The 14874-nt window shown below is 57.0% G+C and carries 11 protein-coding genes; all 11 read right to left on the bottom strand.

Annotated elements, in window-relative coordinates; genetic code table 11:
* Positions 1-484: 484 nt before the first annotated feature.
* The 11 genes from tyrS to HMPREF2712_RS01815 all read right to left on the bottom strand — a co-directional run bounded on the left by tyrS (position 485) and on the right by HMPREF2712_RS01815 (position 14867).
* Positions 485-1789 (bottom strand): tyrosine--tRNA ligase, encoded by a 1305-nt coding sequence (tyrS, locus tag HMPREF2712_RS01865; RefSeq protein ID WP_070819113.1) that lies wholly within the window; start codon positions 1787-1789, stop codon positions 485-487.
* Between the two features lie 166 nt (positions 1790-1955).
* Positions 1956-4250: a HelD family protein gene (locus HMPREF2712_RS01860; RefSeq protein WP_141762557.1), complete on the bottom strand. Its 2295-nt coding sequence runs from the start codon at positions 4248-4250 to the stop codon at positions 1956-1958.
* Positions 4251-4453: 203 nt separating this feature from the next.
* Complete coding sequence (locus HMPREF2712_RS01855; protein ID WP_070643942.1) at positions 4454-5029, bottom strand: adenine phosphoribosyltransferase; 576 nt, start codon at positions 5027-5029, stop codon at positions 4454-4456.
* 134 nt (positions 5030-5163) lie between these two features.
* Positions 5164-6768, bottom strand: a complete 1605-nt coding sequence (locus HMPREF2712_RS01850) for an AMP-binding protein (protein WP_070819112.1) — start codon at positions 6766-6768, stop codon at positions 5164-5166.
* A gap of 152 nt (positions 6769-6920) precedes the next feature.
* Positions 6921-7406, bottom strand: coding sequence for an arginine repressor (locus HMPREF2712_RS01845; protein ID WP_005507137.1), 486 nt, complete (start codon positions 7404-7406; stop codon positions 6921-6923).
* Positions 7407-7803: 397 nt separating this feature from the next.
* On the bottom strand, positions 7804-8586 hold the full coding sequence (locus HMPREF2712_RS01840) for a hypothetical protein (RefSeq protein WP_070819111.1): 783 nt from the start codon (positions 8584-8586) through the stop codon (positions 7804-7806).
* A 192-nt stretch (positions 8587-8778) separates the two neighbouring features.
* Complete coding sequence (pheT, locus tag HMPREF2712_RS01835; protein ID WP_070819110.1) at positions 8779-11349, bottom strand: phenylalanine--tRNA ligase subunit beta; 2571 nt, start codon at positions 11347-11349, stop codon at positions 8779-8781.
* Between the two features lie 3 nt (positions 11350-11352).
* Positions 11353-12480, bottom strand: a complete 1128-nt coding sequence (gene pheS, locus HMPREF2712_RS01830; protein ID WP_070594156.1) for a phenylalanine--tRNA ligase subunit alpha — start codon at positions 12478-12480, stop codon at positions 11353-11355.
* 237 nt (positions 12481-12717) lie between these two features.
* A complete protein-coding gene (locus HMPREF2712_RS01825) occupies positions 12718-13239 on the bottom strand; it encodes a hypothetical protein (protein WP_049338512.1) in 522 nt (173 codons plus the stop codon).
* Positions 13240-13552: 313 nt separating this feature from the next.
* Positions 13553-14035: a (deoxy)nucleoside triphosphate pyrophosphohydrolase gene (locus HMPREF2712_RS01820; RefSeq protein ID WP_049338511.1), complete on the bottom strand. Its 483-nt coding sequence runs from the start codon at positions 14033-14035 to the stop codon at positions 13553-13555.
* A gap of 16 nt (positions 14036-14051) precedes the next feature.
* Positions 14052-14867, bottom strand: coding sequence for a DUF421 domain-containing protein (locus HMPREF2712_RS01815; RefSeq protein ID WP_049338510.1), 816 nt, complete (start codon positions 14865-14867; stop codon positions 14052-14054).
* Positions 14868-14874 lie beyond the last annotated feature (7 nt).

Here is a 14874-nt window from a genome sequence, read left to right as displayed (position 1 = left end):
CCTCGCCGCGGCGACTCATACAACTATACAGACCCCCAAACGCCCCTGCAACCCGAAATAGAGTGAACTAGGACACAAATAGGGCCCTGTAAGGGTCTCAAACACCCCTCCAGACACCAAAGTGCCTAGTCAGTGCATTTTATGGGTGCTAAAAAATCTTCAAAAAACTTCTAGAAACCTCAAAAATCTGCGAATTCCCCTCGCTGGAGCCCCAAAACAGGGTCGAAAGGCGCCCAAAGCCCTCGCCAACAAAGACAAACCAAGAAACCCCAGAGCCAGAGGGTAGCAGAACGATACAAGACAGAGGGCAGCAGAACGATACAAGAAGAGCCCCTCCTGACGGAGGGGCTCTGTGTATATAGGGAACAGAAAAGGAGGGGCATCCCCCACCGAACATTCAGTACTAAACACTCAGCACTAAACACTCAGCAGAGAAGAACCCCTCCCCATCTATATGTATCGAGAAGACTAAATCAGCTCTGTACTAGATCAGCTCTACAGCGCCCTGGTTCTTCTTGCCACGGCGAACCATCGCAAAACGACCGTGTAGCAGATCATCCTTAGAAATAGCTGCGTCCTCACCCTGAACCTTCACGCCGTTCACCGAAGCGCCGCCCTCCTTCAGAATGCGACGAGCCTCAGAGTTAGACTTCGCAAAGCCCAGCTCAGTCAGAACAGAAATCATGTCCAGGCGGTCCTCGGACAGCTTAGCCGAAGGAAGCTCAGCAACCACAGACTCCAAGGTAGCCTCATCCAGAGCAGCGAAATCACCCTTGCCGAACAGAGCCTCCGAAGCAGCCACGGCCTGATCGGTAGCCTCGGTGCCGTGCACCAGCGAAGTCACCAGGTACGCCAGAGTCTTCTGAGACTCACGCTTAAACGGTTCCTTCTCAACCTTCTCGGCGAACTCGGCAATCTCAGCGCGAGTCAGGAAGGTGAACACCTTCAGACGATCCACAACATCCGCATCCGCGGTGTTCAGCCAGAACTGGTAGAAAGCGTACGGCGAGCACATCTGCGGGTTCAGCCAAATAGCGTTACCCTCGCTCTTACCGAACTTAGTGCCATCAGAGTTAGTAATCAGCGGAGTACCAATAGCGTGAACGCTCTTACCCTCCACCTTACGAATCAGCTCGGTACCGCTCGTCAGGTTACCCCACTGATCAGAACCACCGGTCTGCAGAGTACAACCGAAACGACGGTTCAGCTCCAAGAAATCCAGGCCCTGCAGAATCTGGTACGAGAACTCGGTGTACGAAATGCCCTCATCAGAGTTCAGGCGCTTCGCAACAATCTCCTTCTTCACCATGGTGCCCACGCGGAAATGCTTACCAACATCGCGCAGCAGCTGCAGAGCAGACATCTGACCGCTCCAGTCCAAGTTATTCACCATACGAGCAGCATTCTCACCCTCGAAAGACAGGAAACGCTCAATCTGAGCACGCAGAGACTTAACCCACTCAGCAACAACCTCAGGAGAGTTCAGCACACGCTCAGAAGTCTGACGCGGATCACCAATCAAACCGGTGAAACCACCCACCAGACCCAGTGGCTTGTGACCAGCCAGCTGCAGACGACGCATCACCAGTAGCTGCACCAAGTGACCCAGGTGCAAAGAAGCCGCAGTCGGATCATAACCCGTATAGAAAGTCAGGCTCTCCTCGCTCAGCGCCTTCTCCAAAGCAGCCTCATCAGTGCTCACGTGCACCAGGCCGCGCCACTTCAGCTCCTGCCAAATATTCTCGAAGGTATCGTCATTATGCTGCGCGTTGAGGATCTCGGCAGACATGCTTCTCCCATTCACAAGGTAACAACGCCCGAAGGCGCTCGAACAAAATATGTAACAAGCCTAGCACCGCACCAGCCCAAACGCTCAGAAAAACCCAAGCGAGCGCCCAAACCGGTGCGGCACCGGCTCAAAGAAATAACGGATAGAGGCTACACGAGCCGCAAGGCTACAGACCCGCGGGCATCCGCGAACCCACCATGTGCAAGCGCTGAGTCGGACGAGTCATCGACACGTACAAATCACCCACAGCACCATCAGCATCATCAATCAGCTGCTGCGGCTCAACAATCACCACAACATCAAATTCCAGGCCCTTCGCCTCCCACGGAGTCAGAACCAGCACCTGATTCTCCAACGCAGTCTGCGCGGTACCCGTACGATCAGCATGAGCACGAGCCACAGCCTGAGCCGTCTGAACATACAGGCTCGGCGGGCACACCACACCAATCAGAGCGCCGCCCGAATGAGCGACCTCCTCGCTGACCACGGCCACGGTCTGCTCCACAACAGACTCGGCGGCAACCTCATGAACCAGCGGAGGCCACTGGCCCTCACGCACCGCACGAGGCGCAGACACCTCATAACCAGCAGCCTGAGCAACCGACACCGCCGCCTCAGCAATCTGAGCCGGAGTACGGTAATTAATCGTCAGCTCCTCCAGAGTGAAACGCTCACCCACAAACGGCTCCAACGCCTGCGACCACGAGGAAGCAGCCGCAGCAGAAGAAGCCTGAGCAATATCGCCCACAATCGTAAACGACTTCATCGGGCAACGACGCATCAGCAAACGCCACTGCATGGGTGAAAGCTCCTGAGCCTCATCCACCACAATATGGCCATACGCCCACGTACGATCAGCAGAAGCCGCAGTCGCAGCAGTCATACGCTCGCCACGAACCTCATTCATCATCGCAATCTGCTCAGGAGTAATCACGCCATCAGCGCCAATATCCTCCAGCGACTGGTGGACATTCTCCAAAGCTTTCGCCGCATTCTCAAGGTTCGCACGATGCTCCGCCGCAGCACGAGCCGCAGCAGCCGCACCGGTCACCTTCGAAAAATCACCCAAAAGCTCAGCAGCCTCATCCAGCAGAGGAACATCAGCCTCCGTGAAGGGGGCGTCCGCCGGGCGAGCCAGCAGCTCACGCTCAGCCTTCGACAACTCACGAGTCGCAGACTCCAGATAGTGCGGCTTCGAAAACAGCGAGCGCAACAGAGTCTCCGGCGACAGCGGCATCCACGCCAAGTTCAAGGCACGGCGCACATCCATCGAAGCACGCACATCATCCTGCAGATACGGACGCTCCACCACACGACCCGCCGCACGGTTCAGCTGATCATCCAGCTTCGCGGTCAGCTCCTTCAACAGAATCTTCACGAACGTCTCGCGAGCCTCATTATGCGGCTTACCCGTCGAACGAGCACGAGAACGAGCCGAACGAACCATCTCCGGAGCCAGCTCAACATCAGTACCCTCAACATTCAGACGCTGAACCTGAGCCGGCACCTTCTGACGATCCGCCACCGCACGCTTAATAACCTTCACCATGCGCAAATCGCCCTTCAACGCGGCAACCGCGCGCTCCTTCTCAGGCACAGCACGCAGACCCGGGTACAGGGTCGCCAGCGAAGCCATCACCACGCCGGTCTCACCCAGCGAAGGAAGCACACGCTCGATGTACCACATGAACGAATTCGACGGACCAACCACCAGCACGCCAGCCTTCGACAGGCGCTCACGGTTCGTGTACAGCAGGTACGCCGCACGATGCAACGCCACAGCAGTCTTACCGGTACCCGGACCACCCTGCACAACACGCACACCCGGCAGCTCCGAGCGGATAATCGCATCCTGCTCAGCCTGAATCGTCGCCACAATATCGCCCATGCGGCCGGTACGCTTCTTATTCAACGCCGCCAACAGAGCACCCTCACCGTGGAGAGTGTTCTCATCCTGCAGCATCTCCGAATCGAAGACCTCATCTTCAATATTTACGACGGTGCGGCCCTCAAGCATCAGGTGACGGCGGCGGCGCACACCCATCGAGTGGAAAGCAGTCGCCTGATAGAACGTACCCGCCTCCGGGGCACGCCAGTCCATCAGCAGACGCTGCTGATTGCTATCCGTAATACCAATACGACCGATATAACGCACCGCATCAGCGCCCTCACGGTCCATATCCAAACGACCAAAGGTCAGACGAGAATCCACAGCATTCAGCTGCGCCAAACGATCCTCATAGTGAGTAGCAAAAGAGTCACGCTCCGAACGGTTCTGATGACCGCCCACCGCCTGATTCTTACGCACAGCAGCCAGCTTCTCAGCCGTCTCATCACGGAGCTCATCCAGGCGAGCATACACGCGAGCAACATACTCACGCTCCGCAGCCATCTGCTCAGCAAACAGCTTCTCAGCCGCCGAAGAATCAGCAGACTGCTGGGGCAAAGATTCAGATGACACGTAAGCTCCTTAAACCTATGGTGTCTCAAAGACAGGATGCGACAGGCACCCAAAAATACGGGTCACTATTTTACAGGACAGGCTCCGAAGGGCAGAAATATTACCCCCACAGAAAAGTGCCCCACCAGCTCAACCGGCGGGGCACCCCTCATCAATATCAGCTACACACGCCCAACCGGCGGTAAGCCTCAAACTCTATAAAACTACTTCGACGGCAGCGGGTACTCAGACACCAAGCTCAGCGTCTCAAGATGGTAACCGTCCAGCGCCTCACGACCGCCCAGACCCTCCAGCTCCAAAAGAGCGCCAACGCCGGCAACCTTCAGGTTCGCGCGCTCCACCAGCTTCGCGGCAGCCACCAGGGTACCGCCAGTCGCCAACAGATCATCCAGCAGAAGAACACGAGTGCCCGGCGCAAAATCATTGCAGTGAATCTCAATCGCCGCGCTACCGTACTCCAGCGCATACTCCTCACGGTACGTCTCACGCGGAAGCTTACCCGCCTTACGAACCGTCATAATGCCGGTGCCGGTAGCGTACGCGAGCGCAGAAGCCAGCAAGAAACCACGAGCCTCAACACCAGCCACCACATCAAACTGACCCTCAAAACGAGTAGCCAGCTCATCAATGCACGCCTTGAACACCTCAGCATTAGCGAAGAGAGTGGTCACATCGTAAAAGAGGATGCCCTCATGCGGGTAATTCGGAATCGTAGCGCAAGCAGCCGGAATCAACTGCTCAATAGGGGTTCGCGAAGCCTCAGAAGCGGGAACGCTCATGCTCTCTCTTTCGTGAAGTGGATAGCCCCGGAAAAAACGCCCGGGAACAATAACGCGGTAGAAGCCGCCTACAAAATTCTACCCTCTTCACCCACTCTTGTCCTCAGATGAGCGACAAGAACCACCTGCCGGGATTAGCCCCGCTGAATCACAACCCGCAAGTCACGCTTAAGAATCTTGCCGGTCGGCCCCAGCGGCATGCTCTCCACCATCACGTAGCGGCGAGGATACTTATACGCCGCCAAACGAGTACGCGCCAACGCATTCAACTCCGCCTGCAGCACGCCCTCATCAGCACCCGGACGCGGCATCACCACGGCAACAACCTCCTCACCCACGCGCTCATCCGGCACACCCAACACAGCTACCGACTGCACCTGCTCATGGGTATAGAGAACGTCCTCAATCTCACGCGGATATACCGAATAGCCGTTACGCAGAACCATGTCCTTAATACGGTCCACAATAAAAATATTGCCCTGCTCGTCAACACGAGCAACGTCGCCGGTCGCAAACCACTCGCCGTCAAAAACCTCAGCAGTAGCCGCCGGATTATTCCAGTAGCCAGCCATCACATTCTCGCCACGTACCCACAGCTGACCGCTCACACCCGGCGCGCACTCGGAACCCTGCGGGCAACGGACCTGCACCTGCACGCCCGGCAGCACACGACCCACCGAACCGAGCACCATGCCAAACTCCGCCTGATTAAACGAAACCACCGGCGAAGTCTCACTCAAACCGTAGCCCTCATACACCGGGCACTCAATCAGCATTTTCAACGCAGAATGCACCGGCGCAGGTAGCGGCGAACCACCCGAAATACCGAAGCGGATGCGACCACGCAGCGAGCGCGCACGCTCAGGCTCAGGCTCCAGTGCCGCCACCAACGACACATACATGCTCGGGACCGCAGCCAACACCGACACCCCGGCACGCTCCATCAGATTCAGCGCGCCATCAGGGGTAAAACGTGGCAGCAAAGCCACCGTAGCCGACGCCGCAAACGCCGCGTTCATCGACACCGTCTGACCAAACGCATGGAACAGCGGAAGACCACCAAAAATGACATCCTCAGCGGTGAATCCAAAAACACTCACGCAGCTACGAGCATTCGAGAGGATATTCGCGTGAGTCAGCGTTGCGCCCTTCGGTTTGCCCGTAGTACCCGAAGTGTAGAGAATAATCGCCGGATCACTCGCCGCCACCGGGACAGGCTCCAGAACAGCAGCTGACGGAACAGCATCCGACAGCGCACTATCGGCAGGCGCATCAAAAGGAGCCACCGGTGAACCCTCTCCCCCGGTGAAAATCTCGCAACGAACCGAACCGTTCTTCACCGGCACCGTCGAGAGTGCCTCCGACGCCAGACGAGTACCCGCAAAAGCAAAAAGCACCTTCGCCCCGCTATCGCGCAGATGATACTCCAGCTCAGCACCCGACAACAGCGGATTCAACGGAACACAAATAGCACCCGCAGCCACAATGCCGTAATACAACGCCGGCATCAACGCCACATTCGGCATAGACAACGCCACCCGGTCACCACGCTCAACGCCCAGCCCCACCAGATGACGCTGAGCCTGCGCAGCAGCAGATGCCAACTGCGCGTAGCTCACCACCTGCATATCAGCAGAGTCAGAAGCCGGAATCGTCAAAGCCGCCTTAGCCCCAGAATCAGAACCAGCCTCCGCCAAAAGGTAGGCAATATTGTTCGCTGAATCGTGCATTTCAGACATGATAGAAAACTCTCACCACAGAAAAATCGGTATATCTAGAAAAGGAGAAGCCGAGCTAGGAGCCCGCAAAGAGAGCCGAAGACAGCAGAAGGGCGTACCTTCAACCGTTCCCCCGAAACATCAGAAGAACAGCGCAAGATACGCCCCAACTACTACTGAGCAGCAGACCAATCCAAGAAGCTCTCGGCAAGCGCAGCCCCACCATTGGGGTCACGAGTAATCACTATTACCGTATCGTCACCGGCAATAGTGCCCATAATCGCTTCAAGACCGCCCTGATCAATAGACGAAGCCAAGAACTGCGCAGCACCCGGAGGAGTACGCAGAACCGTAATATTCGCCGAACCCTCAGCGGTAATCAGCAGCTCCTTAAACAGGGAAATCATACGGGCATCAGGTGCAGTGCCGCCGCCACGACGAGCAGGGTAATTTGGCACAGCATAAATCAAGCCGGCGCCTTCATCACGGATGCGCTCAGCGCCAATTTCAACAAGATCACGGGAAAGGGTCGCCTGAGTAACCTTCATACCATCATCGGTCAGGTACTGCGCCAGTTCAGCCTGGGAGCGGACACGTCGGGTCTGCAGCAATTCAACGATGCGTGCCTGACGCGCGATCTTGGTCGAGGGGAAAGGCATAATATCTCTTCTTCCTACGGTGCCAATCACGAATTCAGAACGAAGCTGCCCAACGGTGGCGCAGCGCAACATTCTTTACTACCCAAGATAATACATATGCACATAAATATGCGCGCCAAATATGGATTATTCCAAGATATGGGGGAATTTTCAGGGTTTATCTCACCAGCTGTCACACAAAACGCCGCGAATGTAGCGTGTATCTACACATTCGGGCGCATAACCTCGCAATGAATGCATAGCGTGCAAGAACATTGTGGGCTGGCGCGTTGCACCGGTCAAGAGACCTTCCGGTAGGCGAGCGGGAAAAGGAGCCCGCCTCCAGCAACACAACGTGCGCCGGAAACAGGCTCCCTCAGCAAAACGTCAACCGGTGAATCCTCAGGGCTCAGAACGCCTAGCGCTCGTCCTCCACCAGACCATCCAGGTCCTCATACTCGACATCGCGCGAACGGCGGTTCAGCCACACAGCAAAACCCATACCCAGCAGAAGCACCAGCACCGCACCAACAATACTTGCGATACCGGCAAAACGCTCAGCATTCACGCTGTCCTCAGTCACGGGCTTCAACGTGCCCTTCTCAGCGGTGTAGACGACCTCAAGAGTGCCGGCCTTCTCCACCAACAAGCCATCCACCTCACGCGGGAACTCGGAAGGAACATCACCAGTCTGCGAACCACGGAACTCAATCGGAGCGCCCGAAGTCACCTGATACTTATCCTTCAGGTTCGACACATACGTCTTACCGTTCAGCGCGTCATCAGCCGGCAAGTTGCCCTTATAACGAGCAACATTGCCCTTCGTAATCAGGTCAGGAGTCAAATCCTGGTAGGTGCCCTGAATGACCCAGCTCTTACCGGCATACTCGGCGTTATTATTCACCGACGCAAAAGCACGGACACCCGCAATAGCCAAAACAATGGAAAGAATAACCGCGACAGCAGCAGAAAGAACCGACAGCCAGTTCACGCCCGGGCGGTCATCCAGCTCTTCCTCACTCATCGCGAAAAGAGAGGAGTTCTCTTCCTCATCGTCGTAATCCTCGTACTCGTCGTACTCCTCATACTCAGAATCCTCGTACTGAGAATCACCGTACTCAGAATCCTCAAAGTAGGTTTCTTCGACCTCAGTAGACTGCGACAGCTCATCCTGTTCGCGCGAGTTCTCTCGATTAGCCATTACTCTCTCCCTCACTTCATCTATCTTCTAGGGTACCCATAACCACATGAGTTCACCACTGAAAGCGCTTATCAACGCTTCATAAACCAACCCAACAGGTAAACCCACCACGCAACGCCAAAAGCTACGGGGTGGGAGCCAACAACTCCCACCCCGTCAGCACTAGGCGTTACGCCATAGGGTTAGACCCGGTTAGACACGCGGTTCCGCACCCAGCTGCTCAACAGTCGCAGCCACAGCAGCCTCACGAGCAGCCGACGCCTCATCAGCAGTCAGCGTACGATCCGGCGCGCGGAAACGCAGAGCAAACGCCAAAGACTTCTTCGACTCATCAATACCGACACCGCGGTAATCATCAAAGACGCGGATGTCCTCCAGCAGCTCGCCAGCGCCCTCACACAGAACACGCTCCACCTCAGAAGCAGGCAAATCGCGGTCCACCAGAAGCGCAACATCCTGAGTAGCAGCCGGGAAAGTCAGCACCGGGGTAGCCTGACGCGCCTCAACACGACCAGCAAACAGCGCTGAGAAATCCAGCTCAAACGCGCAGGTACGCTCAGGCAGGTTCAGCTCCTGCAGAAGCTTCGGATGCAGCTCACCAGCAAAACCAACACGCTCACCGGCAGCGTTCAGAACCTCAGCCACACGGCCCGGGTGGAACGCAGTATGCACACCGTTACGCACCTGAATCTCAGCCGAAACAGCGTCAGCGACCAGACGCACAGCGTCCAGAGCGTCACGCCAATCGAAAGCGCGCGGAGCAGCGCCGGGCATCGCCTCATGCTCAGTACCTGCAAACAGGCCAGCAATGAAAGTGGGCTGCTGCGGAATACCGGCGTTCAAATCAGCCAGAACCTCATCCGAAGGGCGAGCACCCAGCGGCGGAATAGACTCCGAACCCAGCTGCTCACCCGGAATGAACACGTGACCCGCCTCAAAAATAGCCAGGTTCTTGAAACCGCGAGACAGGTTACGCTTCAGAACCTCAACCAGGCCCGGTAGCAGCGAACGGCGCATCCAGCCCTCAGCCGAAGAAATCGGGTTCTCCAGGCGAACCGAAGGAACCTCAGTCACCGGGTTCTCAGGGGTGCTCACCCACGGAGCCGACCACAGGTTATTCGCATCAGCCGACACGAAGGGGTACGCGAAAACCTCAGTCAGACCCGAAGCCGCCAACGCATTCAGCGCACGACGCTTACCCGCCTGCTCCGGAGTGTAACCGCGGCCCGCAGGAGCCACCGGCAGAGTCGAGGGGATGTTCTCGTAACCGTCAATACGTGCGATTTCCTCAGTCAGGTCCTCCTTCGCACGCAGGTCAGTACGCCACGACGGGACAGTCACCGCGTAACCAGACTCGGTACGCTCCACCGAGCAACCAATCTCACGCAGGCAGGACTCAATCTGCTCCGGCGAGTAATCCACGCCAATACGACCAGCAGTGTAATCAGCCGGCAGGTCAATCACGACCGGCTCATAGCCAAGCGACACATCAGTAACGCCCGGCTCAACCTGAGCACCAGCCAGCTCAACCAGCAGCTCAACCGCACGCTGAGCAGCCGCAGCCTGAATCTGCGGATCCACGCCACGCTCAAAACGCTTCGAGGACTCAGAAATCAGCTTGTGACGGCGAGCGGTACGAGCCACCGACACCTCATCAAAACGAGCAGACTCCACCAGAATGCGGGTGGTAGAATCGGTCACCTCAGTCGAGGCGCCACCCATCACACCGGCAAGACCAATCACGCCGGAATCATCAGCAATGACAATATCCTCGGGGTGCAGAGTACGCTCAACGCCATCCAGGGTCACCAGCTTCTCGCCAGCAGCGGCGCGGCGCACCACAATCTCACCCTGAACCTTGTCAGCATCGTAGAAGTGCAGCGGCTGACCGGTCTCCAGCATCACGTAGTTCGAAATATCCACCGGCAGCGACAGCGAGCGCACACCCGCCAGACGCAGACGCGAAGACATCCAGGTCGGAACCGGCGCATCCGCCTTCACGCCCGACACCTCACGCATCACGAAACGAGTGCATGCGGGGTTACCGTGAATCGGGGCGTCATCACGCAGGACAACCGGGTGACCGGACTCGTTCGCCTCCGGGGCGCGCTCGCCGTACGCCAGCACAAAATCCTCAAAGGAAGAACCGGTAGCGTGGCACCACTCGCGAGCAATACCGCGCAGAGAGAACGCGTAACCGCGGTCCGGGGTCACGTTCACCTCAGCAGCCTGATCGTACAGGCCCAGCAGCTCCATCGCATCGGTGCCAAGCTCCGGATCCAGGCCCAGAGTCGAAAGCACCAGGATGCCGCCGTGATCATCGCCAATACCCAGCTCGCGGGTCGAAGCAATCATGCCGGCCGACTTGTGACCGTAGGTCTTACGAGCGGTAATCGCGAAACCGCCGGGCAGCACGGCGCCGGGCAGGGTCACAACAACCTTGTCGCCGGGTACGAAATTGTGGGCACCACAAATAATGCCCTGAACACCGGAAGGCTCAATGCCCTTACCGGTCAGAGTCTGCTCCTGGCCCTCCGGAACCACACGCACCTGGCACCAGTTCACGGTCTTGCCGTTAGAGTGAGTCTCCGGCTCCATAGAGAGCACCTGACCAACCACAATCGGGCCGGACAGCTCATCAGAGGGGCGGTGAACGTCTTCTTCTTCCAGGCCAACCTTCACCAGGGTCGCCATCAAATCTTCAGCCGAAGCATCCTCGGCTACAGGCACGAACTCGCGCAGCCATGACAGGGGTACACGCATAATTTAGATCTCCATCCCGAACTGCTCAGAGAAACGGATGTCGCCTTCAACCATGTCATGCATGTCAGCGACGTTGTTACGGAACATGAGGGTACGTTCAATACCCATACCGAAAGCGAAGCCCGAGTACTCCTCAGGATCAATACCCGCAGCACGCAGAACATTCGGGTTCACCATGCCGCAGCCGCCCCACTCAATCCACTGCGGGCCGCCCTTAGCGTTCGGGTGCCACAAATCCAGCTCAGCGGAAGGCTCAGTGAACGGGAAGAAGTTCGGGCGCAGGCGAATCTTAGCGTCCTCACCGAACATGGCGCGTGCCATGTACTCCAGGGTGCCCTTCAGGTCAGCCATGGTCAGGCCCTTATCCACGGCAAGGCCCTCAATCTGGTGGAAGACCGGGGTGTGGGTCGCGTCCAGCTCATCGGTGCGGTACACCTGACCCGGGCACACAATGTACAGCGGCAAATCACGCGAAAGCAGCGAGCGCATCTGCACCGGCGACGTGTGAGTGCGCAGCAGCAGGTGAGCGTTCTTCGGCTCAACGTAGAAAGTGTCCTGCATTTCGCGTGCCGGGTGATCCGGCTTAATGTTTAGAGCGTCAAAGTTGTACCACTCAGACTCCAGCTCCGGGCCGTCAGCAACTTCCCAACCCATACCGACGAAAATATCAGTCAGGCGCTCCTGCATCAGAGCAATCGGGTGGCGGCCGCCCAGGGAACGGCGAGGCGAAGCAGCAGAAACGTCCACAGCTTCCTCAGCCAGGATGCGAGCCTCACGCTCAGCCTCCAGCTCAGCGGTACGAGCCTCAATAGCCTCAGTCAGCGCCGCACGAGCCTGACCCATCAGCTTACCCACCGGGCCCTTGTGCTGGTTCTGAAGATCACGCATCTGGCGGTTAGCGATGCTCATGATGCCCTTCTCACCGAAGAAGCTCAGGCGCACCTCCTTGAGGCTGTCAAAGTCCTTAGCCTTCTCGCGAATCTCCTGGCGGGCGCGCTCACGCTCAGCCTCAAAAGCCTCACGGATAGCGTCCAAACCGTTCTCGGGGTTCTCCTCCAGAACCTGCGCAATGCGGGCGAGAACCTGAGCCGGGCCGTTAAGACCCTCGTGTTCCTGCACGGAATCGGTCATTGTCACTCTTCTCTGCATACCACCGGCACTATGCCGGCTGGCTCGTTATACACCTTAGGTAGCACCGTCTGCTCTCCCCCGGCTACCCGCACAGGGTGCGGAACAGGGGTAAGGCGACGGGCGCATATCCTATCCATTTTAGACCAGAGAAGGAAGCGCAAACAGCAGAACGCCCGGATAGTCCATCCGGGCGTTCTAGAGTATATCTTTTCAACAACAGGGTTGAAGAGGGTACTTCTACTTCAGAGCCTGCTTCACAGCCGGGTCAAAAGAAGCACGAATCCACAGCACGTTCGCAATGAACCATGCCGCGTACAGGGGCACGAAGCCGTAGCGCTGAGCGTCAATGACATTACCAATCAGAGACAGAATCGCCACGAACGCACCCAGAATCGCAAAAATCAGACCAACAGTCAGGCCCAGACGCTTGCCCTTCTGAATTGTGAAGTACACCCAAATGTACACAACCGCAGAAACAACCAGCAGGCCGATACCGCCTGCAACGCCGAACTCCGGCAGACCCTTCAGCGGGGACAGGTTATCCGGTGCGAACGAGGAAATAACACCGTGGATCAAGCAGAGCAGTGCGGAGACAATCATAATCTCCTGCAGACGCAGAATCTTCGGGTGCTTGGTCGGCGAATGGAACAGAATTCCGCGCGGCTCAGCGCCGCCTTCCTGAATATAAATAGCTTGAGTGTCCGAGGGAACCGCGTCGGAGCGGTAGGCACCCGGATCAAACGGGGGTTGAGCAGTCATCATTGTCTCCCAATACGTATGTGATTTCTCCCTCAATACTACCCGCCTACCGGAAGGTTTCCAAAGTATGTATCCGTGTCGAACCCATATATGACAAATTCCCCTCCCCAACAAACACACAAGTCAGGATTACACGGCGCATAAATCCCCCTCAAAATATGAATAAAGGCGGGACTCCCCACAGGGAATCCCGCCTTCAAACAGTGCCAAAAAAGATAGAGAAAATTTATCCTGTTACCGCCGCGAACATGTCACATAACGGTGACTTAGCCTCGCAACGAACTAGCGCAGAGCATTAGGTCAGACCTTGGGTCTACGCCTCACCAGTGCCAGTGTCCTGCAGCTGCTGCAGGAGCGCTTCCACAATCGGCAAATCCGCCGGAATCCACGGCAAACCCAGCAAATCATCGTACGCCTGCGCGTCATCCTTAGACTTCGGCAGCGGCATCCACCGCAGCGCGCTGTGATCTTCCAAAGTATCCGGAGTACCCGAAAGAATCTCCGCAAAGAACACGCGCATCGCCAGACGCTCGCTCAGACGCCAGCCCTGCGGGTACGCGCCGGGCACCTCAGCACCCAAACGCGCCTGCACGCCCAGCTCCTCCTTCAGCTCACGCACCAGCGCCTGCTCGCAGCTCTCCCCCGGCTCGACCTTACCGCCCGGGAACTCCCACATGCCGGCAACAGTCTGCGGCTCAGAACGCTGAGCCACCAGCATACGGGTCGGAGCCACCAAAGAATCAACCACGGCGGCGCCAACCACCTGAACCTCAAACGAGGGCGACACTTCACTCATCTTTCTCTACCTTCTTCTACGCTTTAGAATCCTTCAGCGGATGCGCATCCTCAGCAGCGTGCTCCGCTACTTCCTTCTCGGCATCCTCAGTATCCTCAGGCTCAGGAGCTTCCTCCACGCCTTCCTGCCACTCTTCTTCCTCATCATTCATATTCGAGGCTTCTGCCACCTCACGGCGAATATTAGTGCCGTCATTCAGCAGAATCAGAAGGCGGTTGCCGTTCTTGAACTCCATGAGGAAGACATCCTCAAGCTCGACCTCAGCGGCACGCAACTGTAGGTACACCCAATCCTCGGTCTTGTGCGCATCCGCGATATCGCGAGTGACCAAGCTACCCTTCACAATCAGAGCAAAGTTCGGCACACCGTCACCCTTACGGATCACGCTCAGCGCACCGTTCGGTTCAATCTGAGCGAACTCAATGTCTTCCAGGTCGTAAATACCCTGCGCACGAAGGTCAGCAATCAGGCGCATCGGATCAAGAACCACATCTGCCTGCTGGAAGCTCTTAATATCGATATCACCATCCGTAATGACCGGCACGCGCTGCTCACGCACCGCCATATGCAGAAAACGAATCTTCGTGGTCGCCACGTTCAGCAGCTGAATCATGCACAGCGTAAACACCATGTAGATGACAAAGTAGAACAGGCTAATCTGCTCGCTGTACAACACGCCACCGAACACACCACCGATGACAAAGTTACCGATGGTATCAATCGGGGTCTGGTGCCCCGCCTGAGAACGGTGAGTCAGACGCAGGTACACCAAAAGAATGATCAGGCCAACGAAAATCTTTAGCAAACGATAAACGATCATCTCAACGGTCATAACAAAA

It is taken from the genome of Rothia sp. HMSC064F07 (genome assembly GCF_001837265.1).
Classification (GTDB): Bacteria; Actinomycetota; Actinomycetes; order Actinomycetales; family Micrococcaceae; genus Rothia; species Rothia mucilaginosa.
Note: the sequence above shows the minus strand (reverse complement) of the source record. Positions and strands in the feature narration are given on the sequence as shown.

Bases quoted from the DNA above. Each gene is read 5' to 3' on its own strand.
- tyrS (WP_070819113.1), bottom strand. From the start codon at position 1,789: ATGTCTGCCGAGATCCTCAACGCGCAGCATAATGACGATACCTTCGAG.
- HMPREF2712_RS01855 (WP_070643942.1), bottom strand. From the start codon at position 5,029: ATGAGCGTTCCCGCTTCTGAGGCTTCGCGAACCCCTATTGAGCAGTTG.
- HMPREF2712_RS01850 (WP_070819112.1), bottom strand. From the start codon at position 6,768: ATGTCTGAAATGCACGATTCAGCGAACAATATTGCCTACCTTTTGGCG.
- HMPREF2712_RS01845 (WP_005507137.1), bottom strand. From the start codon at position 7,406: ATGCCTTTCCCCTCGACCAAGATCGCGCGTCAGGCACGCATCGTTGAA.
- HMPREF2712_RS01840 (WP_070819111.1), bottom strand. From the start codon at position 8,586: ATGGCTAATCGAGAGAACTCGCGCGAACAGGATGAGCTGTCGCAGTCT.
- pheT (WP_070819110.1), bottom strand. From the start codon at position 11,349: ATGCGTGTACCCCTGTCATGGCTGCGCGAGTTCGTGCCTGTAGCCGAG.
- pheS (WP_070594156.1), bottom strand. From the start codon at position 12,480: ATGACCGATTCCGTGCAGGAACACGAGGGTCTTAACGGCCCGGCTCAG.
- HMPREF2712_RS01825 (WP_049338512.1), bottom strand. From the start codon at position 13,239: ATGACTGCTCAACCCCCGTTTGATCCGGGTGCCTACCGCTCCGACGCG.
- HMPREF2712_RS01820 (WP_049338511.1), bottom strand. From the start codon at position 14,035: ATGAGTGAAGTGTCGCCCTCGTTTGAGGTTCAGGTGGTTGGCGCCGCC.
- HMPREF2712_RS01815 (WP_049338510.1), bottom strand. From the start codon at position 14,867: ATGACCGTTGAGATGATCGTTTATCGTTTGCTAAAGATTTTCGTTGGC.